General features: G+C 49.8%; 13 protein-coding genes and 1 riboswitch. Of the genes, 12 read left to right on the top strand and 1 reads right to left on the bottom strand.

Annotated elements, in window-relative coordinates; genetic code table 11:
- The first annotated feature begins 98 nt into the window (after window positions 1-98).
- The 6 genes from AC3Y23_RS19330 (at window position 99) to AC3Y23_RS19355 (ending at window position 11,265) form a co-directional block, all read left to right on the top strand.
- The gene (locus AC3Y23_RS19330) at window positions 99-1,199 is read left to right on the top strand and encodes a glycosyltransferase (RefSeq protein ID WP_379201963.1); all 1,101 of its coding nucleotides are present in this window, start codon (window positions 99-101) and stop codon (window positions 1,197-1,199) included.
- A 4-nt stretch (window positions 1,200-1,203) separates the two neighbouring features.
- Entirely contained in the window at window positions 1,204-2,544 is a 1,341-nt protein-coding gene (locus AC3Y23_RS19335) for a UDP-glucose dehydrogenase family protein (protein ID WP_379201965.1), read from the top strand.
- Window positions 2,545-3,620: 1,076 nt separating this feature from the next.
- Window positions 3,621-4,994 (top strand): sugar phosphate nucleotidyltransferase, encoded by a 1,374-nt coding sequence (locus AC3Y23_RS19340; RefSeq protein ID WP_379201967.1) that lies wholly within the window; start codon window positions 3,621-3,623, stop codon window positions 4,992-4,994.
- Between the two features lie 167 nt (window positions 4,995-5,161).
- A riboswitch (cyclic di-GMP riboswitch) is annotated at window positions 5,162-5,242 on the top strand.
- 10 nt (window positions 5,243-5,252) lie between these two features.
- Window positions 5,253-6,872, top strand: a complete 1,620-nt coding sequence (locus AC3Y23_RS19345; RefSeq protein WP_379201969.1) for a glycosyl hydrolase — start codon at window positions 5,253-5,255, stop codon at window positions 6,870-6,872.
- Window positions 6,873-7,047: 175 nt separating this feature from the next.
- Window positions 7,048-8,535, top strand: a complete 1,488-nt coding sequence (locus AC3Y23_RS19350) for a glycosyl hydrolase (RefSeq protein WP_379201971.1) — start codon at window positions 7,048-7,050, stop codon at window positions 8,533-8,535.
- Window positions 8,536-8,718: 183 nt separating this feature from the next.
- The gene (locus tag AC3Y23_RS19355) at window positions 8,719-11,265 is read left to right on the top strand and encodes a discoidin domain-containing protein (RefSeq protein ID WP_379202415.1); all 2,547 of its coding nucleotides are present in this window, start codon (window positions 8,719-8,721) and stop codon (window positions 11,263-11,265) included.
- A 1,012-nt stretch (window positions 11,266-12,277) separates the two neighbouring features.
- Here AC3Y23_RS19355 and AC3Y23_RS19360 read toward each other — a convergent pair.
- Window positions 12,278-13,483, bottom strand: coding sequence for a GNAT family N-acetyltransferase (locus AC3Y23_RS19360; RefSeq protein ID WP_379201973.1), 1,206 nt, complete (start codon window positions 13,481-13,483; stop codon window positions 12,278-12,280).
- Between the two features lie 197 nt (window positions 13,484-13,680).
- On the opposite strand from AC3Y23_RS19360, the gene AC3Y23_RS19365 reads away from it, so the two are divergent.
- The 6 genes from AC3Y23_RS19365 to AC3Y23_RS19390 all read left to right on the top strand — a co-directional run bounded on the left by AC3Y23_RS19365 (window position 13,681) and on the right by AC3Y23_RS19390 (window position 24,066).
- On the top strand, window positions 13,681-15,153 hold the full coding sequence (locus AC3Y23_RS19365; RefSeq protein ID WP_379202417.1) for a potassium/proton antiporter: 1,473 nt from the start codon (window positions 13,681-13,683) through the stop codon (window positions 15,151-15,153).
- A gap of 411 nt (window positions 15,154-15,564) precedes the next feature.
- A complete protein-coding gene (locus AC3Y23_RS19370; protein ID WP_379201975.1) occupies window positions 15,565-16,020 on the top strand; it encodes a Dps family protein in 456 nt (151 codons plus the stop codon).
- A 289-nt stretch (window positions 16,021-16,309) separates the two neighbouring features.
- A complete protein-coding gene (locus AC3Y23_RS19375; RefSeq protein ID WP_379201977.1) occupies window positions 16,310-19,396 on the top strand; it encodes a histidine kinase in 3,087 nt (1,028 codons plus the stop codon).
- Window positions 19,377-20,516 carry a response regulator gene (locus AC3Y23_RS19380; RefSeq protein WP_379201979.1) on the top strand — a complete coding sequence of 380 codons (1,140 nt, stop codon included), beginning with the start codon at window positions 19,377-19,379 and terminating at the stop codon, window positions 20,514-20,516. The genes AC3Y23_RS19375 and AC3Y23_RS19380 overlap by 20 nt, the downstream gene beginning before the upstream one ends.
- A 126-nt stretch (window positions 20,517-20,642) precedes the next feature.
- Window positions 20,643-23,129: an EAL domain-containing protein gene (locus AC3Y23_RS19385; protein WP_379201981.1), complete on the top strand. Its 2,487-nt coding sequence runs from the start codon at window positions 20,643-20,645 to the stop codon at window positions 23,127-23,129.
- Window positions 23,130-23,151: 22 nt separating this feature from the next.
- A complete protein-coding gene (locus AC3Y23_RS19390) occupies window positions 23,152-24,066 on the top strand; it encodes a methyl-accepting chemotaxis protein (RefSeq protein WP_379201984.1) in 915 nt (304 codons plus the stop codon).
- Window positions 24,067-24,098 lie beyond the last annotated feature (32 nt).

Genomic DNA, 24,098 nt, shown 5'->3' on the forward strand with positions numbered 1-24,098 from the left:
TCTTCGGCTTTGACCGGAGCGAACCCATGAAGCTGACAATTTGATGATGAGCTGACTTTCTGATCATGATGCTCCATAAAACTTTGAGGATGATTCACATGAAAATTGCGATAGCGCACGATTACCTGATTCAGATGGGGGGAGCGGAACGCGTGGTGGAGGTGTTCCACCAGATGTATCCGCAAGCTCCGATATACACCACGGTTTTTAATGGAAGCCGTCTGACTGATAACCTCAAAGATGCCGACATCCGAGCTTCCTGGCTGCAGAAAATCCCGGGCGTGAAAAGCAATTTCAAAAATGTGCTGCCGCTGTATCCTATCGCTGTTCGCGATTTGGACTTCAGTGAATTCGATATCGTTGTAAGCTCCAGCAGTGCTTTTATGAAAAGCATTGAGGTGCCGAAGGCGACATTCCACCTGTGCTACTGCCACACGCCTATGCGGTTCGCCTGGGATTACGATACTTACATGGAACGGGAGTCCAATTCCAATCTGTTCAAGAAGCTGCTCAAGGTGTATATGGAACAGCTCAAGACCTGGGATCAGCGGACCTCCAAAAATGTAAATCAATTCGTCGCCAATTCCTCCGTTGTAAAGACACGGATTCAGAATTATTACCACCGCGAAGCGGATGTGATTTTTCCACCGATCAATACGTCCCGCTTCTCAAGCTCGGATGCTATCGGAGATTATTACCTGATCGTCTCCCGGCTGGTGTCCTATAAGCGAATTGATTTGGCAGTGGAAGCCTTCAACCGGAACGGACTGAAGCTGTATATTGTTGGCGACGGGCCGGACCGCAAGCGTCTGGAAGGCATGGCGAAGGACAATGTGTCCTTCCTGGGACGGCTCGCGGATGAAGAGGTTACCGGGCTGATGGCACAGTGCCGCGCGTTCGTTTTTCCTGGGGAAGAGGATTTCGGGATTACGCCGCTGGAGGCGAATGCTGCGGGAAGACCAGTTATTGCCTATCAGGCTGGAGGAGCGCTGGATACGATTGTTCCTTATGTCAACGGCGTTTTCTTCCGCCATCAAGAGGTCGAGGATCTGCTGGAAGCCATAGGCGAGGTGGAGGACCATGCCTGGAACATCGACGGGATTATCGGTCATGCCCAGAAATTCGATGAGCAGGCGTTTATGACCCGGTTCAAGCAGTATGTGGAACAGGCATATGTCAATTTTCTAAAAGGAGGATGATTGTATGAAGCTGGCAGTAATCGGCACCGGTTATGTAGGCCTCGTGTCTGGCGTTTGCTTTGCACTCAATGGAAATCAAGTCATCTGCGTGGATAAGGATGCGGAGAAAATAGGCAAGCTGAACCAACTGGAATCCCCGATCTACGAGCCGGGCATCGAAGCGCTGATCGAGATGAACACGCAGGAGGGCAGACTGTCCTTCTCCGCAGATCTCCGGGATTCGGTGCGCCGCTCCGATATTGTCATCCTTGCTGTAGGAACACCTTCCTTGCCAGGAGGGGAAGCCGACCTTCGTTATATCGAAGGGGCCGCCGCAGAGATTGGTCAGGCGATGGAAGGCTATAAAATCATCATGACCAAATCGACTGTACCGGTGGGAACGAACGAGAAAATCCGTCAGATCATCTCTACGCATACGCGGCATCCGTTCGATGTTGTGTCTGCGCCTGAATTTCTGCGCGAGGGCTCGGCGATCCAGGATACCCTGCACCCGGACCGGATCATTATCGGCCTGGATAATGCTGCGCTGGAGCCGCTTATGCGCGAGCTGCACCAAGGCTTTACGGATAACATTTTCGTGACGGATATCCGTAGTGCGGAAATGATCAAATATGCATCCAACGCTTTTCTGGCAACGAAAATCTCCTTTATTAATGAGATCGCTAATATTTGCGAAAAAGTGGGCGCCGACGTCACTGAAGTCGCGCAAGGCATGGGTATGGACCGCAGAATCGGCTCTTCCTTCCTGCAAGCTGGTATCGGCTATGGTGGTTCCTGCTTCCCTAAGGATACCAATGCCTTGATCCAAATCGCCGGCAACGTTGATTATGAATTCAAGCTGCTGGAATCCGTTGTCGAAGTCAACAAAGGGCAGCGGTTCATGATCATCTCTAAGCTGCATGAATCGCTTGGTAGCCTGCGTGGGGCTGTCATCGGCGTGTGGGGGCTGGCCTTTAAGCCTAACACCGATGACGTCCGCGAGGCTCCGGCGCGAGAGATCGTGGAAGCACTGGTAGCCGAGGGGGCTACCGTGAAGCTGTATGATCCGATTGCCGCCGACAACTTCCGGCAGCAGTACGATCATCCGCAGCTCCGCTGGTGCGGACTGCCGGAGGAAGTAGCGACAGGTAGCGATGCAATCTGCCTCCTGACAGACTGGAGTGTGTTCAAGGATATCGATCTGCATCGACTGGCGGAAAGCATGCGCCGCCAGGTCCTGATCGATGGCCGCAATGTCTACTCCAAGGAGCAAATCGAAGGTACCGGCCTGGAGTACCACTCCGTAGGCCGTCCCCAGATGGGCGGCTTGAGCGGCTACTCGCCAAGCGTCGCTGGCGCGGTATAAGCTAAGGAGCTACGCCAGCTTGGCCGGTTTGGTAAGGCAGGGGGCTGCGCTAGCTATGCTAAAGTGGCGAGACTGTGTGACTGCACTAGCTAGGCTAGTGCAGTCCTAGAGTCGATGAGGCTGACGCATAGGGCGGAACTCTAGTATGCGCTCATATCGGCGGATGCAGGGTAAACACTGGTGAGGGCTCGTATTAGCTGATGCACAGGAGACCCGCTAGAGGCAGTTCGTTATTAGCTGATGTACAGGAGACCCGCTAGAGGCAGTTCGTGATTAGCTGATGTACAGGAGAACCGCTAGTGAGAGCTCATACTTATCATTCCCGAAGTGCAATTAAAGGCATTTTTGTACTCTAAATATTCTGTAGCTAAGAGTTAGAAGTAATTAAAGGCAATTTTGTACCTTAAATATTCCGAAATAGCCCTTTTGGAGTGATTTTTTAAAAAATAAGGTACAAAAATGCTCTTAATTCCCTTATTTGCCTATTTTAGAGGAATACAAGATACAAAAATGCACTTAATTGAAGGAACCTTTCTTCACAGTAAAAAAGACGGAGGAAGGGAGGGGGCAGGCAGAGTTGTGCTCTAAAGTCCTAACTTCACCAAAACCACGCCTGCTCTTCTGTTTGAATTTTAATAGCGAAAAACTATGTTTGAATGGACCTAGCCAGAACGACTAAATGACACTTTGTCCGAATAACGCTAGTAGGTACGACCGAATGACACTTTATCCAATTAGCACTAGCAAGTATGACCAAACGACACTTTATCCGATTAGCACTAGCAAGTACGTCCAAATCATCACTATCTATTAATTTTACCCGCCAATATGTTTATCCTAACACTCCTTGTGAACTTCCCCTGTTTATTCGCTTATGGAATACAGGTGACAGGAAGGGAGGATTAGACCGATCTTGGCGTTGAGAGATTCATCATGCAGGCTCGCTTTAAGTGATTGATGTGCTGGAGTCTGTTTTACCGGGATTACTTTATAGAAGCCCAATTGGCCTTCTATATCGCATATATAGCAAGCAAGGGATGGCTACGTTTTACCATATGAATGAGGAGGGTTCACTTATGAAACTGGTACTTTTATCAGGCGGCTCAGGGAAGAGGCTCTGGCCATTGTCCAATGATTCACGTTCGAAGCAATTTCTGAAGGTACTGGAAAGCCCGCAAGGTGAGCCGGAATCGATGGTGCAGCGGGTGTGGAGGCAGCTCGAAGAGACTGGACTCGCAGATTCGTCTTATCTGGCTACAGGCCGTGGACAGGTAGAAATGATTCAGAGCCAATTGGGAGGCCATGTGCCGATTATCGTTGAGCCGGAGCGCCGCGATACCTTCCCGGCTATTGCGCTGACAGCAGCCTATTTATATACCGTGGCTGGCGTGTCGCCTGCCGAGACGGTGGCTATTTTGCCAGTGGACCCTTATGTTGAGGCTGCTTTCTTTGAAACGGTAGCCCAGCTTGAACATACGATGGAGGAGAGCGGCGCTAATCTGGCGCTGATGGGTGTGGTGCCTGAGCATGCTTCGGAGAAATACGGATATATCATCCCGACCTCCGATGAGCCTGCGGCGAGCGGCTTTATGCAGGTAAGCCATTTTCAGGAGAAGCCGGATCGCGTGCAGGCGGAGAAGCTGATCAGTCGCAATGCGCTGTGGAACTGTGGTGTGTTTGCTTTCCGTCTTGGCTATTTGCTGGATATTTTGCAGCGTAAAGGGCTGCCTCTCAACTATGAGGAACTGCAGAAGCAGTATAAACTGCTGTCCTCCATCAGTTTTGACTACGAAGTGGTAGAGAAGGAAGAACGGATTGTTGTGCAGCCGTATGATGGATTCTGGAAGGACCTGGGCACGTGGAATACATTGACGGAAGAGATGAGCAGCAATCATGTCGGCAAAGGGGTTGTTACGGCTGATTCCGAAGGCACCTGCCTCGTGAATGAACTGGATATTCCGATTACGGTCATTGGTGCAAAAGATCTAATTATCGCTGCCAGTCCCGACGGAATTCTCGTAACCCATAAAGCGGAAAGCCCACGGATCAAAGAAGTGCTGAAGTCGTTTGATCAGCGCCCAATGTACGAGGAACGTCGCTGGGGTCATTATCGTGTCATTGACTATGTGAAATATGAAGAAGGCAATGAGGTGCTGACGAAACGGATTTGCATCTCACAAGGGAAGAATATCAGCTATCAGTTGCACCGCAAGCGCAGTGAGGTCTGGACCATTATCAGCGGGGAAGCCAGCATTGTTTTGAATGAGAAAATGTATAACGTAAAGGCGGGCGATGTGGTTCGCATTCCGGAAGGCACCAAGCATGCCATTCTGGCTTTAACGGACGTGGAGTTTATTGAAGTGCAGACAGGCTCTGAACTGGTAGAGGAAGATAATATCCGTATCACCCTGAATTGGGATGATATTGAGCTGCATCAGTTTATTTCCTAGGACCGGATTCGAGCGTAGGGGAATTTAGTAGAACAAACTATCTATTTAACCAAATGCGAAGCTTTTAAAACAGGTATAAAGACTCAAAAATGATATTTTTTTCATAAATGCACTAAAAAATAATTAAATAGCGTCGATATTTACGGTAAGAGGGATAGATCCTTCAATAACGAAAACGGCAAACCTATCGAAAGATAGGGACGCAAAGCTATAGGGCCTTTCGCAAGAATGGCAGCCTGGCTACCGAAAGGGAGATGTATGTTGAAAGCTTACCGTAAGTATCGTTTGTTGCGCGCACTCCTGTCCGTTGCTCTGTTTCTGACGACCCTTCCACTGAGCGTGGGAATCGTTCCGTCTATGGCAGGAGCTGCAGGCTCCGGTACTCCGGTGAATCCCGCTGCCTCGCCCGAAGCTGTAAAATTACTTAACTACATGTACTCTTTATCCGGTAAAGGAATTATTGCAGGGCAGCATGACTACCTGGAGAGTCCCGATGAGTTCAATCTCAAGCTGCAAGATACCAGCGGTAAATATGCCGCACTGCACGGTTACGAGATGGGCGCTATCAGCGGGCAGAATGAGAGCCAGGTTGCCTGGTATCGTCAGAATGTAGTGAACAGCGCCATCAGTTGGAGCAAAAGCGGCGGAGTAGTCGCCATGACCTTCCATCAGAGCCTACCGGGAACCAGCTATGATTGGTCCAATGTCTCCAGAAGTCTCAGCCAAGCGGAATTCAATAAGTACGTTACACCAGGGACGGTACAGTACAACAACCTGATTGCCGAACTGGATAAAGTGGCGATACCTTTGAAAAGCTTACGTGATGCAGGGGTACCTGTATTATGGCGGCCGTACCATGAAATGAATGGAGATTGGTTCTGGTGGGGAAAGAAAAATAATTTCGCTGCACTTTGGAATATTATGTATGACCGTTTTGTTAACGTTCATAAATTGAATAATCTGCTGTGGGTATGGAGTCCGAATGCCCCGAATGCCTGGGCGGATCCGTATGCTCTGACCTATCCGGGTGCGGATAAAGTAGACATTCTCGCTGCAGATATATATGAGAACGATTATAAACAAAGCCATTACGACAGTCTGCTGGCGCTGGCGGCCGGGAAGCCGATCGGTATCGGAGAGAACGGGGAAATGCCAGACGTAGCCAAGCTGAGAGAGACCCAGAGCAAATGGACCTTTATGATGACCTGGGGAAAAATGCTATACGATAATAACCACACTGATGATATTAAAGGTTTTATGAACAACAGCTACACGGTAACCAGAGACAAATTTGCGGCTGGAGCGGTACCGGCACCTACGCCACCACCGGCTCCTCCAGTACCCGCTGTTACGCCATCAAACACACCGAAACCTCCTGCTGCACCAACAGGGAATACTGGAACAGGGGGAAAGCATACGATGGCGAATGGGTTAACGGGGGAATACTTCAACAATATGCAGCTTTCCGGTACGGCGGTTCTTACCCGGAATGATGCAGCGATTGATTATAACTGGAGGCAGGGTTCACCGGATGTAGCCTTGCTGGGTGTTGATAATTTCTCTATCCGTTGGACGGGGAAAATCAAACCGCTGTATAGCGAGAATTATCAGATCTACACTGAATCCGATGATGGCATTCGGGTGTGGATCAACGGGCTGCCGATCATTGACAGCTGGAATAATCAAAGCGGGACTGAGCATCAGGGGAGCATCGCCCTGAATGCCGGGGAGCTGTATGATATCAAAGTGGAGTATTACGAGAATCTGGGTGATGCCCGAGTGCGCCTGATGTGGGCAAGCCCTAGTCAGGTGAAGGAAGCCGTTCCGACCAGCGCATTGTTCGCGAGCGTGGACGGAACTGAGAACTACGTTATCTAGTCCTTACGCATTTAACGGATCACAGCAATGAGATTCTTTTCAGCCGATCGGTAGCCCTGCTCTTTGGCAGGGCTACTGAACTATAGGCTCCCGGGATAAGAAGACAATTGTCCTTGACGGAGATCAGCTTGGTTCTACCGGACCGGGAGCCTGACTACTGAAAGGAAGATGACACATGAAGCCATCCTGTAATTATCGGCTGCTTACGACCTTGTTTCCGGTTCTTCTACTACTGTCTCTCCTGCTCTCCTGGGATAATCCCAAGGACAAAGCGGCAATAGACCCGGTTAATCCTTCGGCTTCGCCAGAGGCCTCCCGATTGCTGCAATATTTGACGGAGCTTAGCGGACAGGGAATCATCTCTGGGCAACATGATTATCTGGAAAACCCAGATGAATTCAATAATAAACTGAAGTCGGCCAGTGGAAAATATGCTTTGCTGCATGGCTATGAATTAGGAGCTCTAAACCATCAGTCACCGAAGACGATTGCTAAGCAGCGTCAGGCTGTAGTGGACAGCGCCATCAAGTGGTATGAAGGGGGCGGCATTGTCGCTATGACCTTTCATCAGAACCTGCCGGGAACTTCCCCGATATGGTCTAATGTTTCCATGAAGCTAAGCCAAGAGCAGTTCAACGCCTACGTTACCCCGGGTACTTCTCAATACAACAGCCTGATTGCAGAGCTAGACGATATTGCTGTGTATCTGGGGAAATTGAGGGATGCCGGGGTACCCGTTCTTTGGCGGCCTTATCACGAAATGAATGGAGACTGGTTCTGGTGGGGGGACAAAAGCAATTTTGCCGCGCTATGGAATCTGGTTTACGACCGCTTTACCCATATCCACAAGCTGGATAATCTATTGTGGGTATGGAATCCGAACGCGCCGGGTCCAACTGCTGGCCCTTACAGCGAGTATTATCCAGGCAGCGACACCGTCGATGTGCTTGCGGCCGATATTTATAATAATGACTATAAGCAAGCCTACTACGATGGTCTGCTAGAGCTTGCTGGAAGCAAGCCGATCGGCATCGGTGAAAGCGGCGAGCTGCCGGACCCTGAGGTTCTAGCCAAGACCCAAAGCCGCTGGGTATATATGATGACCTGGGGCAAAATGCTGACTGGAAACAACAGTGCCCAGCAGATTCAAAGCTTTATGGGTAGTCCGTATACGGTATCAAGAGGTGACTATATACGTACGGTAGGCGTTGCCTCAGTGTCCGAGGCGATCACTGCGACAAACGGTCTGACTGGAGAGTACTTTAACAACGCAGAGTTGATGGGAAAACCGGCGCTTATCCGTCATGACAGTCTGATTGATTTTAATTGGCATGGGGGCTCTCCGGCGGCAGGTATTGGCGTCGATACCTTTTCTGTGCGCTGGAAAGGGAAAATCAAACCACCATCCAGTGGAGACTACACCTTCTCGGTGTCCGCAGACGATGGAGTCAGACTTTGGGTTGGCGGCAAGCTGATCATAGACAGCTGGGAGAACCGGAGTGGAATGGATCGGACCGGCAGCATGAAGCTGCGAAAAGATACTTTATATGATATTAAGGTGGAGTATTATGAGAATCGCGGAGATGCCAGCATCTCTCTGAAGTGGGCGGGACCGCACCTGAAAGAAGCCGTTGTACCGCAGAATGCATTGTTCTTACCATAATGGAAGCAGAGCTTTCAGGGCAAATCACCTTAAGAAAGCGAGGACAAGGGAATGAGCATAATAAGATCAGCCCGCAAACCTTTACTTGCCACACTAAAATTTACTGCCTTGACAGTCTTGTTTCTATTGTCTGTCTCTGTATTTGGAAAGGACGGTACACGCAGCGGTGAAGTGGAGGTAGATATGTCGAAGCTTACCGCAGCCAATGATACGGGTCCTGTTATTCCCCACGGTACCTTAATCTGGAGATTTGGCCAGCATGACGGTTCAGCACGTGAATTTGCCGTCAGCGGTTCATCCGATGCCCAAAAGGTGTTTCAAGTGGCTTCTCCCGTAGTGAAGTCAACGTTGCTTAAAAGCATCCCTTCCGGTCTGGACGGGACGACAGAGCCTGAACTTAGCATTAACTACCAACTGGACAAGATCCCGGTGAACGGGGTCTTGTTTCGCGTCAGTATCCTGGATGCCTATAAATCTGTACCGCAGATGAGTGTGTTTTCCAATCGGGAGTTATCGGGTATTATCCAGATTGCCGGTGTCGCGGGAGCGGAAGATCAATACAATTTTCGCAAAACCTATGAACTGTACATCCCGAAGGAGCAGCTGCAGGTCGGGAGCAATGAGCTGAAGCTTCAGGTGACCCGAGGACTGTATTCTTCCAGTGCCGAGGATAAGTTCAACTGGTGGACTTGGGATGATCTTAGTCTGGAGTCGCTAAACGAGCCGATCAAAGAACCGATTCACGGCAGCTATACCCTTACCGGAACGATGGTGAACAATAAGCATTTTTATTTTGACGAGGGTGCAGTTGCGCATCTGCCTTATGTTATGAAGTGGCTCGGGGTGGCCTACAGCGGCAATATTATGCGTGCCAGCTGCGCCAGCGACGTTGGTCGGTCCTGCTCCAACATGGAAGAGTACTACAAGGTGCTCAAGGATTATAACATGCAGGCAGTTGCCCTCTATTTATACACCGGCGACATCAAGCTGAAGGACGATGGTTCCCTATCTGATGAGGCGGCCAAGAAATTGACGGATTATTTCCGCAAGTATAGCCCGTATTTTCAATACTATGAAGTCGACAACGAGCCGGGGCTGTTCAACCGTTCCAAGGCTGTTAACCTGGCTGTCGCCCATTGGCTGAATACCAAGGGGAAAGAGATTGCGCCGTATCTGAAGACGGTAGCCCCAGGCTGGGCCTATTGGCCGGAGTACCAGCAGAATTCCTGCGGTAATCAGAAGGGGGGCGTACGTGAGTGCGGAGACCCGGATGGGTGGGAGCGTGATCCCGAGCAGCGGCTGGAGCTGGAACAAGTAACGGATCTGACGAATGGACATTCTTATGGAGATTCTTATATTTTCAGCAACGGCGGCAGCTTTACGGAAAATTTGAAAACCTTTGGTGGGGCTGCAGACGGTCTGGCCAAAAAAATGCTGACCACCGAATTTGGCACCTCGGATAGTCATGTGGATGCCTACCAGTATGGTGCAACCGAGCGGACGGCTGCCGTATTCGACCGGATTATGCGGGCGCATATCGGTTATGCGGATATGTTCATCCAGCATGCTGCGTTTTTCAAGGATTTCAGCCTGTTCAAATACGGATTTAATCTTGAGGAGCATGACCCCGCCAAGACGGAGATTTATTATACGAAAAATAATGAGGATTCCCGGGTCAGCATCATGCGTCGCCTGAGTCTGGCCTATGCCACCCATGGGGCTCCATTGACCTATGAAGTTACGAATAAAGCAGCTCTGGCTGACAAGCTTGTCTATGTCCGTGCCGTGGATACTTCCACACTGGACCCGCTTGCCGGCAGCGGAGCGACCTCGAACAAGGTGCTGGTGAACCTGGTGAATTTCGAGAACACGGTGCAGACGGTGTCCGTGAATGTAACCATGCCGAAGGCGGAGGTCTATGAGGGAGAGCGGTTCGGCAACGGAAATACCTATGAAGAAGCACGTAGTTATGTAACGGGGAAACAAGCTTCTCCAGTGCTGTCCTTCAAGGAGACACTGGCGCCTGGGGAGGGTGTGCAATATATTTTACAGCCCTCAGCCGAGGTGAAAATGTCAGCGCCACAGAAACTGAAGGCTGCTGCGCTCAAAGGCCCGGCCGTTCAGCTGAACTGGCTGGAAGCGCCGGGTGCAAGCTATGAAGTGCTGCGGGGCGAAGGCTCTGGTGGTGCGCTTCAGGTCATCGCTTCCGGTGTTCAGAGCACACAGTATAAGGATGTTAAATTACGTGAGGGTACCCTCTATACCTATAGGGTACGTGCCACCGGCTCCACGGTAATGTCGGAACCCGTACAGATCACAGCTACCGGATTGGTGCCGCTGGATCGTAGTGGATGGCAGGCCTCCTCCAACGCAAGTGGCGAGACTTCTAATCCACGCAGCGCTTTTGACGGCGATCGCCGAACCCGCTGGGACACCGGCAAACATCAAGTCTCGGGTGAGTATTATCAGGTGGATCTGGGCGAGGCTCACAGGATTGAGAGGATGGATCTTGACAACACCTTGTCTGCCTATGATTACCCTAGAGGTTATGAAATCTATGTCTCGGAAGATGGGGTGGGCTGGAGCAGGATTGCTTCGGGGAAAGGCAGAACGGAAGCAACCACTATTACTTTTGCTCCGACCCGGGCGCGCTATGTGAAGATTTTGCAGACAGGGAGCGGCGGCAATTACTGGTCGATTCACGAGCTGCAGATTTATTCGAGAGATTAAAGCAACGTGAAATTATTCTATATAGTACGAACTTAAAAGTCTAACATCCTGGATAGGGGAAACTCTTGATATACAAGGGTGTAACTTGAGGGATTACGTTCGAGAATAAGTGGGGCTTTATTAACAGGGAAATATACCTTTAATTATTTTATTTAACCTTATTTGTAATAAACAAAGAGAATTTCTCCCGTTAAAAAGCCTCTTTTCTCCGTCATTGCATAGATAAAAGGTATTTAACGGGAGTTTTTTAGACTGTCGAGAAACACCATTCTCTACGATTGTTGGCGAGAAATAGCCTTATAAATCAGGCTCAAATTCATCATCAGTGCTTGCCAAAACCACTGCTTCAGAAGGTTGAAACTTATGCATGGGGGCTAACGGACCCTATCGTCGTTATTTGCACATCAAGCAGCTTCTGGAACATGTAACGGACTCAGGTGCCGCTATTTCCTTCCAAACCGTGGATTTTACACAGGATTTCTGCTCATAACGTCTATGGAGTCCGTTATTTTTTGGAATGGTCAGGTGTTAGGAAATAGCGTCTCTAGGGTCCGTTACCAGATGGAACAAGAAGCAAGTCCTGATTTCGAGATAGGTTCATTAATCAAGGGTTTAATTATGGATTTTCTCAAAACAACTACTTTCTCAACAGTCTGAGTTTTTCCAGTTGTTCTTAAAAAAGAAGAGGATTTAATCAATATAACAGGAATCATTCCCGCTATTCCCATGCCCTATGGAGTAAAGCGGTCTTGTCGGTGTAATTGCCACCTGAAGGAATGGAATTCTTGTAAATCAAGGGCTCATTTTATATCTTAGGATAACAGAGCGTGTTATTTAGATGCCGATGTCTATTTCCGAAATGACATTGTGTTTTTAAATGCGTTTTATATATTATTAAAAAGCCTCCACCCGTAGATTAAGCGGGTCGGAGGCTTATTCATTTCTCACCGTGCTGCATTTAGCACGGTGGAATGATTGAAGGGACAATGGGGTCGGCGACCCTTGTCCCGGATTAAATAAAGTTCAGCCCGGCCATGTAAGGCAGGGGCAGCGTAGCGTCCCCTTCCGGAGTTCCGGCCGGGGCAAGCGGGCTGGCGGGATCGAAGAGCAGCGAGATCAGCTCACGGTCATCTGTTGCGGCGGAGAGGTCAATGTTCCGGCTTGTCCGGAACGCCTCGGTCTGCCGCAGCAAGGCCTCACGGTCAGCGATGCAGACCGTGCCGCTGTTCGCGCCGCTCGTCATGGCGGCGCGGGCATCGCGCAGCAGCGACAGCAGGCTGCGCTCCTGCCATGGCACCGGCACCTGCAACGTGCTGGTGCCGGTGCAGAGGGCGGCCTTGGCCAGTAGCGCAGCTACCGCTTCCGGCCGCCCGGCCCATTCCAGCGCCGTCCCCTGGTTCGGCGCGTCACTCTCTGCCGCCGGCCGCCCAGCTCCGGCGCCATCGCCCGCCGCTGGCTGCCCAGCCCCGGCGTCATCGCCCGCCGCTGGCTGCCCAGCCCCGGCGTCATCGCCCGCCGCCGGCCGCCCGGCTCCGGCGTCATCGCCCGCCGCTGGCTGCACCGCAACGGCGGCGAAGCCCTCAATGCTGCCGTCACGTTCCGCGACGAGGGTGCGCTGGGGCAAGCCCAGCACCCCCGCGTACGCCGCGGCCCCCAGCAGCAGACCCAGCTCGGCCGGACTGTGGACATGTCCGGCCTGCCGGGACAGGAGCAGCCGGTTGACCGCGAGCAGGTCGCCCGGCTGCATCGGCCGCAGACTCCAAGCGTCTCCAGCCGCAGCGGCAAGGGCCTGTGCCGAGTTCTGGGTCAACTCGGCATGCACGGCTGCGCCGAAGGGTACGCAGCCTGCCCGTTCATACAGCGAGCGGTCGCCGGACACGAAGATCAACGACGCTCCCGCTCTGGCCGCATGGGCCTGGCACAGCTTGAGTAGCTGTCCGGCCAAGCCGACTCCCCGATAAGCCGGGGCAGTGCACACCGCCCCGATGGAGAAGACCTCCAGCAGGATTTCCTCGGTCTGAATGACAGAGGGGACAAGTCCCATAAACGCCGCCAGTGTCCCGTCACTGGTAAAAGCACCATAAGAATGGCTGGTTCCCGGCTGGAAAATCGCCGGGAAGAGCTGCTTCATGGAGAGGTCACCTTCATTTCGAAAAATGTCGTCTGCCAGTGCAGCGGCTTGATCCAGCTCGTTATTTCTGATTAATCTTAGTTGCATTTATAGTTTGCCCCCCGGTATGAAATGAAGTAGTCGGAACAATTTTAATAATTAAAGTATAAGGACAGTGAGATTTAATATCCAGTCTTGTCCATACTACCAAGTGTCTTAGGTAGACGGGAATTCGGGTAATAATGGAAGGATACGGCCGCAGCCGTGCGGCGTTACCCCGATATAGAAAGGGTGTGAAGATCACGATGAGTCATCTGGCGGATCAAGTTATTATGTTACTGGCAGCGCTGCTGCTGGTTGGGGTGCTGTCTACCAAGTTCTCCTCCCGCTTCGGCATGCCAGCGCTGGTGCTTTTTATTGCCGCTGGAATGGTCCTGAGCCATTTCATTTATTTCAACAATGCGTCACTGACGCAGGTGGCCGGTATTTTTGCCTTGGTTGTCATACTGTTCGAGGGCGGCATGCAGACGAATCTGAAGGATATTCGGCCAGTGATCTGGCCGGCCCTGTCGTTATCCACAATTGGGGTGTTGGTGACTACCGGTGTAGTCGGCGTATTTGCCAGATTTGTCCTTGATGTTCCCTGGCCGGAAAGCCTGCTGTTCGGAGCCATTGTAGGTTCCACGGATGCAGCCGCTGTTTTTTCCGTACTTGGCGGCAAAAATATCGACAAACGTCTAACCTCTACGCTGGAAGCAGAATCAGGCAGCAATGATCCCATGGCCGTATTCCTGACGGTCACACTGATTGATTGGATTCAGCATCCGAGTGGGGCGTGGTGGAGCCTGATCTTCTCTTTTATATGGGAAATGGGGCTGGGTCTGCTGCTAGGGATTCTGCTCGGTAGGCTGGCCATCTATCTCATCAATGTGATTAACCTGGACTCCTCCGGGCTCTATCCGGTGCTGGCCATCGGCTTCGCTGTACTTACGTATGGAGTCGCGGCATTGACGCATAGCAGTGGTCTGCTGGCTGTTTATGTCATGGGTCTCACCTTGGGCAACTCCGAGCTGGTGTATCACCGGACCATTATGAATTTCAATCACGGGTTTGCCTGGATGATGCAGATCGCCATGTTTATTCTGCTGGGGTTGCTCGTATTCCCGCAGGATTTGTCGGCTATCGCCTGGCAGGGTCTCCTGCTGTCCGTCATTCTGATGCTTGTTGCCCGGCCCATCGGGGTATTCCTTAGCCTGATGTTCGCCAAGTTCTCCTTGCGGGAGAAGACGCTGATCTCCTGGGCGGGTCTTCGCGGGGCTGTCCCCATTGTGCTCGCTACCTATCCGCTGCTGGCTGGCCTTGACCATGGCCGTCAGTTTTTCAATGTCGTCTTTTTCGTTGTGCTGACCTCAGCGGTCATCCAGGGGACAACGATTTCTCCGCTGGCCTCACGGTTAAAGCTGATCGGACAGGACGATAACACACAGCCGTCGCTTATGGAACTGGTGGCCTTAGGAAGAACGGATTGCGAGTTCAATCATATTGGGATCAACCCGCTGATGCCGATTGCCGGCAAGCAGATCGCCGATATGGGGCTACCGGAGGATATTCTGTTTACGGCGATTATCCGTGACAAGAACATCGTGACTCCACATGGCAGCACGACGATCCAACCTGGAGATACGGTGTATGTGCTGAGTCCGAAGGCCAAGCGGGAGGAGATGCGGGCCCTTTTCCGGTGTGGTCCAAGAAGGGCGGCAGGGGAGCGTACGGTATAGACTGAACAAAATTGTAATATAAGGGGAACGGAATAAAGATCAAGTTTGGAACTGAAGGAGCGATAGTGACCGCAAAAAAGCAGTTCACAGGCAGGACCGTATCGGAAGCGTAAGCCCTCCGGATTTATCTGTGAATAAGCGATACAAGTTAAAGAAATCTGGAGACAATAGCTTCCGAAAGTCTAAACCTTCTCCAGAGTGACAACCTTACTAAGTAGCTTTCTCCCAGTTTACTTTGAAAATGGAAGAATTTTTCTTTAGTGTGACGCAAATAATATGCGTTGGACAGGTAGTTATGCTACGTTTGGTCTGATTGGGAGAATAGATTGCAAAAGTGTTAAAGATGTGTTAAATTAAATATAGATTTAGAACGAGTCTAAATATAATAAATGATTTTGGGAGGTTTTATTAATGAGTACACAATTGAAGAATCAAACGGAACTGCAAGCTGCGTTGAACCGTCAGACCGCCAACTGGACATTGCTCGGAGTGAAGCTGCATCATTATCATTGGTATGTGAGCGGACCACAGTTTTTTACCCTGCATGAGAAATTTGAGGAATTCTACAATGAAGCTGGCGGATATGTGGATGAATTGGCGGAACGCTTGTTGTCCATTGGTGGACAACCTGCCTCGACGATGAAGCAATACCTGGCCCTCTCCGGATTGAAAGAAGCACGTGGCGGCGAGAGTGCTCATGATATGGTAGCTGGGCTAGTCAAGGACTTTACTTCCATCGCCGAAGAGACCAAGGAAGCGATTAGCGCTGCGGAAGAACTTGGTGACCAGCCTACAGCGGACCTGCTGATTGGCATCAGAAGCAGTGTAGAGAAGCATGTCTGGATGCTGAACGCTTATCTTGGTTAAGCCTGCTAATGCTGTAATCCTATATTAACAAGTAAGCGCCCTGCGCAGGTTCATGCGCATGGGCGCCTTTTTGCTGCGTCCAGGTGAATAATATAATTGTCGATGACTACTACAATAAAGTTATAGAAGTTAATTTATTGGTAATAAACCTAATCTGGACAGGGCTTTGAGAGCCGTCGCAGTGTATTTGGTTCAGCCTATTAATGAACAGGCCCTTCATTTGTGTTACGATACCTTCATAAGTACGCAAACATACGATAAACATATTTTACTAGATGGGGTTAGCCTATTGAGTCGTACAAAATATATATGGTTTATAGTGATTGTTGTTGCGGTGTTTATTGGGCTGACAGCCCTGTCTTATCTCCAATCCACAGGTCAGCCCAAGGCCCGACAGGGCGTACTGGATTTGCGCTCAGGAAAAAGTATGAACAGTGGGAGCACCGCTCTGCTGGGGGAGTGGATGTTCTACCCTGAACAACTCCTAACCGGAGCGGAGGAAGAGACGAGTGGCTCCACAATGCGTTTCATTCAGGTGCCTGGCAACTGGAGAAATGCCATCGAACCTATTTTTCACAAGAACGCATTAGGATATGGAACATATCGCCTGCAGGTCCTACTGAAAGAGGAAGCGAATGAGATTGGCTTTCGGGTTCCACTTATTCGCACATCTCACCGTTTGTTCATAGATGGACGGGAGGTTGGCTCACAGGGCAGTGTATCTGCAGATAGCAAAGACTACAGGCCCGGAGTCAAACCATACATATCACGTACTGAATATAAGGGTGGCATTCTTGATTTGTATGTACAGGTGGCTAACTATGATTTTGCATCCAGTGGGGGAATTGTTCTACCCATTCAGATCGGGACGGTGGATTCCCTGTACAAGGGGGGGCAGCGTGACGCCGCTTTGGAATTTGGCATAGTTGTTATCTTTGGTTTTCTAAGTTTTTTCTTTGGGTTTATGCACTTTCAAGCCCCGAAGAATGGTTGGATCTATATTTCTCTGTTTTTCCTAAGCCTGATTTTCCCTGCCTTGTTCCAAGGGACAAGATGGATATTTACGATTTGGCCAGCAATTTCATTCCGCCTGATTGTGATCCTTTATTGGCTGTCTATGCTTAGCGTCACCTTTTGGATGTTTATGTTCGTGTGCAGGCAGGAGACTATGCGGACATGTAAGTGGGTTAAGCGTGGAATCATTGTTTTTAATATCATCCTTATTGGCCTCATGCTGGGCTCTCCGTTATCTATATTAACCCGGTTTACTCCGGTGTTAATTTTGGAGGGGACAGCTGTGTTTGGATATGTGCTCATTGTTCTTTTGCGCGCGATGAAGCATGGAGACCGATATAGTATTTATCAATTTTTATCGTTTTTTCTATTTGCTGCGCATTGTTTTTCTAACATGCTGATGCAGGTTGGACTTAATCATATGGGCCTCTGGTATTTCCTGCAGGTTCTCCTGTTCACGAGCTTTTTCGTACTGATGTTTATGCATCAATTTTTGGTAGCTTATCACAAGCTGAAAATGCTGACCTCTGAGATCAAACGGATGGAACGGATAAAGAATGAATTCACTGCGAGCGTATCGGAACAGATGAAGATACCGTTAAATGCGGTCATTAGTATCACAGACGCCAGATTGCATTCGGATGAGGGACTGACCCCAGAACAACGGGCAGATTTGCAGCTCGTGACATCAGTAGGGTGGACGATGCGGCGGCTGGTTGATGATCTGCTGGATTTCTCTCGCCTGCAGGAGCAGGAGATCAGACTACATCTTCGTCCAGTGGATTTGTACGCAGTTATGGATGAGGTTATTGAGCGTACCCGCTATATGATCTATAACGATTCGATTATGATGACCAATCGTATTGAGAAGACGATGTCTCCGATGATTGCGGATGAGCAGCGGCTGTATCAGATTTTGACGGGATTTCTTCAGCAGGGAATCAAGCTTATGATGGAGGGCGCCATTACCGTTGATGGGATTTCCTACGAGGATTTTACTGAAATTCGCATTCAACTGTATGGCAAAGGCATCACCACTGTACAGCAATCCTTGGTCAGGGAGATATGGAGCCAGGTGGCGGATTCCAAATTCATGCAGAGCAATGACGGACTCGGTCTGTTCCTGATCAAAAGACTCGTTGATTTGCATCAGGGGACGTCAAGGGTTGTTACGGAATTTGAACGAGAAATCTCGTTTATTGTCACGTTTCCGTCGGTGGGGAGGCATGAAGTTGATACGTTAGTCTCAGGGTTGCCTAAGCTTCATTCTAAGAACGACATCGTTTTGATGGATAGCCCCTGGGCTGTACATAAGCAGAATCGGGATAGCGATATGGATTTCTCTGAAGGCAACATTCTTGTGATCGATGATGATGTGCTGAATTTGAGAATTGTTCAGGCTATCCTTGCTCAGGATCAGCATGAGATTACCGTAATCAGAACACCCGAGCAGTTGAGGGATCGAATCCACGAGTTATCCAAGATAGATCTCGTGATCGTGAACCGCACATTGCCAGGCACCTCGGGGGCAAGGATATGCCGCGCCATTCGTGAGCAGTATACCTTGTTCGAACTGCCGATTCTCCTGCTGACTTCCCCGGGACATGCGGATCAAGCGATAGAAGCGGGTCTGGCTGGGGCCAATGATTTTTTGAAAAAACCGATTGAGGCTTCCGAGCTGCGTGTACGTGTTCGCACTCTTGTGCAGATGAAACGCTCGGTGACTGAACGAATCCGGATGGAGCTGGGCTTCCTACAGGCGCAGATCAAGCCGCATTTTCTGTTCAATACTCTAAATTCTATCGCTGCACTGAGTAAACGTAGACCAGAGCAAATGAATCAGTTGTTGGCCGAATTGGGTCATTATTTGCGGGAAAGTTTCCGGTTTGACAGTTCACAGCCGCTGACGCCTTTTGAACGGGAGCTGAAGCTTGTACAATCCTATCTTCATATTGAAAAGGTCCGTTTTGAGGATTGGCTGAATTTCGAGATCGAGCTTCTCACCTCCACCCAATTCCGGATTCCACCGTTGACGATTCAGCCGCTTGTGGAGAACGCAGTGCGGCATGGAATCATGCGCCGGGCTGAGGGCGGGACGCTCGGGATTGTGGTCAGTGGTGACACTGAGTACATTTGGATCTCCATCAAGGATGATGGGGTAGGGATGACCCCGGAAACGGTGGCGAATATACTGGACACGGCCTCCAGAGAAGGAGGCATTGGCATCCGCAACATCGATCGTAGACTCAAGCAGCTGTTCGGATACGGTCTTCTCATCCACAGCGAGCTTGATAAGGGCACAGAAATTCAAATCCGACTTCCGGTCGAAAAGGTGGGTATCCATGAGAGCCATATTGATTGATGATGAACCCCTTGCTCTGACACATTTGGCGGAGGAACTGCAGCATTTAAGTGAAATTGAGGTTATCGGAACGTTCAGAAGCCCGAAACAGGCATTAAAGCATATTCTCCAGGAACAACCTGAGGTCGTTTTTCTGGATATTGAGATGCCCGAGATGAGCGGAATTGAACTGGCCGAGCATATTTTGCAGCAGCTTCCGAATACACACATTGTTTTTGTCACGGTTTTCGATGATTATGCAGTCAAAGCCTTTGAGCTGAACTCTTTGGATTATCTCTTGAAGCCGCTCCAGACCGAGCGACTGGCCAAGACGATTTCGCGGCTGAACTCTGCCGCAACCGGTACAGTACCTGCAACAGACCCGGTATTTAAAATTCATTGCTTCGGTTGTTTGAAATTTGAACAAGCCGGGCAGCCTAAGGCGGCTGTGCGCTGGAAGACATTCAGGGCCCAGGAGCTGTTCTGTTTTTTGCTTCAAAATAGAGGTAAGCCTGTTCGAAAGGAAGTGCTGCTGGAGCGGTTGTGGCCGGGGGTCGAGTGGAAGCGCGGTGTAACCCAGCTCTATACGGCCATATATCAGATTCGCAAACAGTTGCAGGCTGAGTATATCAATATCCAGATTTCCAATCTGGAGGAAGGATATATGCTTGAGCTGAACGGCGCTGTAGTGGATATTGAGACTTGGGAAAAACAATTGGCCGTGGCGCCTGCTCTGAATGAATTCACACTGGCTACGCACTTGCAGATTGCTTCGCTGTACAAGGGAGACTACTTCGGTGAGTATGCTTTTGAATGGGCTGAGATGGAGCGGACAAGATTGCGTGTCCTCTGGGTCCGGCACATCCGTCTGCTGGCAGGTTACTATATGGATACACAGCAGAATGAGGAAGCAGTAGCCCTGTATCTTAAAGTCCAACGGGTGCTGCCGAATGAAGAGAGCATTTACTTCGAATTGATGCAGCTCTACAACGTAATGGGGGAGCGGCGTTCGGTTGAATACCAATATGAATTGCTGGCTCGGATGCTGCGCAGAGATATGGATATGGTGCCACATCCGAAGGTGCAGCGATGGTTTGAGGCGTGGAAAGAGGAAGGTCCAGGAAGTGCAGACACGAAATAGTGTATACATCAAGCTCTAGATCCGCTTGCTGGGCAAGCGGGTCTATTTGACATGATACAATTTCAGAAATCTTTCAAATCGATCACTTATAATATTCGTAATTATTAAGAAAAAAGAGGCCTAATGATGAATCATATTCACAGTTCGCACGATTATATGCTGGTGATCATTTCCTATCTGATTGCCGTGGCCGCTTCATTCAATGTCTTGGACTTGGCTGGGCGGATAAACAATACTAAGGGACGAAGGCGGTGGCTGTGGAAATTTTTCGGCTCCATTGTGATGGGGATGGGGATTTGGTCCATGCATTTTGTCGGCATGATGTCTATGAATCTACCGTTCCCTGTGTATTATGACCTGTTGGTCGTGCTTCTTTCAGTAGTAGTGGGGATTGTGGCATCGTTTGTGGCTTTGTTAGTTCTGAGCAGGCATAAGCTATCCAGGGGCCAATTGCTCGGGGGGGCCTCATTATTCGCATTCGGAATTTCAGCCATGCATTATATAGGCATGTATGCCATGCAAGTCAATATCTCTTATGACATCGGTTATGTAGCTCTGTCTATATTGATTGCGTTTGTGGCGTCCATTACTGCATTATGGCTATCCTTATATTTTGTTCAGCAGGGTACACGCAGTGGTTATATCAAGAAAATTGGCAGTGCTTTGATCATGGGGGCGGCGATTGCTGGAATGCATTATACCGGGATGTTGGCAGCCCATTTTGAGCCAGGGACCTCTACGGAACGAATGCTAGCGCCTCTAAGCCAGATCCTGGACCAGAAAAAGTTAGGCTATATCATCGCTGCCGGGACTCTGTTTACGCTAGGCTTGTCGTTGATCGGGTTGTACATCTCGAGACTCTTTTCCAAACAGGCCTTAGAGAAGCAGGAGAATGAGAAGTGGTACAGGTCGCTCTATGAGCACAATCAGGACGGCATCATTTCAATCGACCTGCATCGGCAGATTATCGGTATCAATCCTGCGGCCGCGCGGATAACCGGCATTCGGGAAAAGGAATTCAGATGCAGTCCCGTAGCATCGCTCCTGCCTTTGGTTGTCGAAGAGGAGCAGGGGCGTATGAAGGAGTTCTTTCTGCGAACGATTGATGGAGAAGCTATACGTTATGAGACCGTTCTGAGGCATGGCAGTCAGGGCAGAATTCATGTCAGTGTAGTACTGGCCCCTGTCTTTGTGGATGAGCAGGTAGTGGGCAACTACATTATTCTGCGCGATATTACTGAAGAGAAGCGGGCTGAGGAGAAGCATCGTCATCTCGCGTTCCATGATGAACTGACAGGTCTGCCTAACCGTCGTCAGTTCAATCAGACCTTATCAGAGATGATAAAAGCCCGAAGTCAGAATCAGCAACCCTTCGCCGTGATGGTTATGGACATTGACCGGTTCAAGATGATCAATGATTCACTGGGTCATATCTACGGTGATCTCTTCTTGCAGGAAGTAAGCAGCCGGATTCTTCAAATCGTGGATAGTGGGCAGGTGATGCTGGCGCGCATGGGAGGAGATGAATTCGCGGTATTGTTTTATCCGGATGCGGATGTGGAGAATGCTGCTGATTTGGCCGATGAGATCATTCAGGAGATCGGACAACCTTACTATTTGAAGGATAATGAATTTTACGTCACGGCTAGTATTGGAATTGCTATCTTCCCGGACCATGGTCAAGATGTCGTACAGCTGTTGAAGAATGCAGATACAGCGATGTATGAAGTCAAGAAGAACGGCAAAAACGGCCATCAGTTTTATTCAACCGAATTGTACGCCGTTCTACAGGAACGGATCGAACTGGAAGCCGATCTGAGAAAAGCGCTGGAGCGCAAAGAACTTGTGCTGCACTATCAGCCGCAGATTCGGACAGGTGATGTCCACATGATCGGCATAGAGGCATTGGTAAGATGGAATCATCCGGTGCGCGGGTTATTGCCACCCGATGCATTTATTTCGCTGGCTGAAGAAACGGGTTTGATTGTGGAGCTGGGGAATCAGGTGCTGTATGAAGCTTGTCGCCAAATGTATGAATGGCATCAAGCTGGTGGGCCGATGGTGCCGATCGCGGTTAACCTGTCCTCCCAGCAGTTCCATCAACCTAATCTGGTAGAACAGATCAAGCGCATTTTGTTGGATACAGGGCTTCTGCCTCAATATCTTGAACTGGAGATTACGGAGAGTATGATGATGGATGCGAAGGTATCTTTCGATATTCTTAATCAGCTGACCGAATATGGCATTCGGATCAGTCTGGATGATTTCGGTACAGGCTACAGTTCATTCAGCTATCTGAAAATGTTCCCGATTCATAAGGTGAAGATCGACCGTTCCTTCATTCAGGATTTGGCTGTGAATTCAAATGACAAAGCGATTGTCTCCACGATCATTACGATGGCTAGACAGTTAAATATGGACGTAATTGCAGAGGGGATAGAGACCAGAGCACAATTGGACATACTGACCGCACAGAATTGCAATGAAGTTCAGGGGTATTTTTACAGCCGCCCTTTGTCGGCTGACGATGTGGAGCAACAGTTTTTCGTTCCTCGCCGTGAAGGGTCTGAATTTATGGAGCAGCGCAGAGACCAACAAACCATTTTGTCTTGAGGTATGGAGGAAGAGGTTGAAGATGAGCATAGAACATCTGAAGGATCCAATCAAGGATACCAATGTAATCAAGGCGCTGGAACTTAATCTGGCGATGATTCGATTCGATCTGCAGCGCCGGGTCACGTATGTGAATGAAATTTTCGCGAAGACGATGGGATATACACCAGAAGAAATGCAAGGTATGCTACACCGGGAATTGTGCTTTCCCGAATTCACGGAAAGTCTTGCTTATGAACAATTCTGGGATAGCATCATGAGTGGTACAAGCTTTCAGGACAAGATTGAACGTAGAGATGCCAAAGGTCATCCTATATGGCTGGAGGCCACGTACATGCCAATCTATGATGATGCTGGCGAGCACATGTTGGGAGTATGCAAGATTGCGACCAATATTACGAACCGTCAAAATCATATCTCCACGGTTGTAGAGGAGCTGAAGCAGATGTCCACTAGTCTGAATGCTCGTGCCGAACAGGGGATTGAACGCAATCAGGAACTGCTAGACAGTATCTCTGTGATTGCTGGCGTATCCGCCAATAATATAGCAACACTGGCAGGTTTGCAGGCACAAGCACAATCCATACAGGGGGTGGCGCAGACGATTCGTGACATTGCCTCCCAAACACAGTTGCTGTCACTGAATGCCGCTATTGAAGCCGCACATGCCGGAGAATACGGCCGGGGCTTCGATGTAGTTGCTAAGGAAGTGAGGAAACTGTCGAATAGGGCCCACGAGTCCATCAGTGAGATCAGGGATAGTGTTGAGGGGATTGCGCGGGAAATAATAAAAATCTCCAAAGGGACGACGGAGGTACAGCACTACGTGAGCTTAAGTCAGCAGCAGATTGAGGTTGCCATGAATGAGTTTAGCAACATTCTGTCCTCTGCGCGGCAGTTGGATGCCAAGGCGGGTGATGTGACTCATATGGTCTAAAGAATCACGACCCGCTCTGCACAATTGCATAT

The organism is Paenibacillus sp. MAHUQ-45 (assembly GCF_058133325.1).

Excerpts from the sequence above, each read along its gene's own strand:
- AC3Y23_RS19330 (WP_379201963.1), top strand. The coding sequence starts at position 99 with ATGAAAATTGCGATAGCGCACGATTACCTGATTCAGATGGGGGGAGCG.
- AC3Y23_RS19335 (WP_379201965.1), top strand. The coding sequence starts at position 1,204 with ATGAAGCTGGCAGTAATCGGCACCGGTTATGTAGGCCTCGTGTCTGGC.
- AC3Y23_RS19340 (WP_379201967.1), top strand. The coding sequence starts at position 3,621 with ATGAAACTGGTACTTTTATCAGGCGGCTCAGGGAAGAGGCTCTGGCCA.
- AC3Y23_RS19345 (WP_379201969.1), top strand. The coding sequence starts at position 5,253 with ATGTTGAAAGCTTACCGTAAGTATCGTTTGTTGCGCGCACTCCTGTCC.
- AC3Y23_RS19350 (WP_379201971.1), top strand. The coding sequence starts at position 7,048 with ATGAAGCCATCCTGTAATTATCGGCTGCTTACGACCTTGTTTCCGGTT.
- AC3Y23_RS19355 (WP_379202415.1), top strand. The coding sequence starts at position 8,719 with ATGTCGAAGCTTACCGCAGCCAATGATACGGGTCCTGTTATTCCCCAC.
- AC3Y23_RS19360 (WP_379201973.1), bottom strand. The coding sequence starts at position 13,483 with ATGCAACTAAGATTAATCAGAAATAACGAGCTGGATCAAGCCGCTGCA.
- AC3Y23_RS19365 (WP_379202417.1), top strand. The coding sequence starts at position 13,681 with ATGAGTCATCTGGCGGATCAAGTTATTATGTTACTGGCAGCGCTGCTG.
- AC3Y23_RS19370 (WP_379201975.1), top strand. The coding sequence starts at position 15,565 with ATGAGTACACAATTGAAGAATCAAACGGAACTGCAAGCTGCGTTGAAC.
- AC3Y23_RS19380 (WP_379201979.1), top strand. The coding sequence starts at position 19,377 with ATGAGAGCCATATTGATTGATGATGAACCCCTTGCTCTGACACATTTG.
- AC3Y23_RS19385 (WP_379201981.1), top strand. The coding sequence starts at position 20,643 with ATGAATCATATTCACAGTTCGCACGATTATATGCTGGTGATCATTTCC.
- AC3Y23_RS19390 (WP_379201984.1), top strand. The coding sequence starts at position 23,152 with ATGAGCATAGAACATCTGAAGGATCCAATCAAGGATACCAATGTAATC.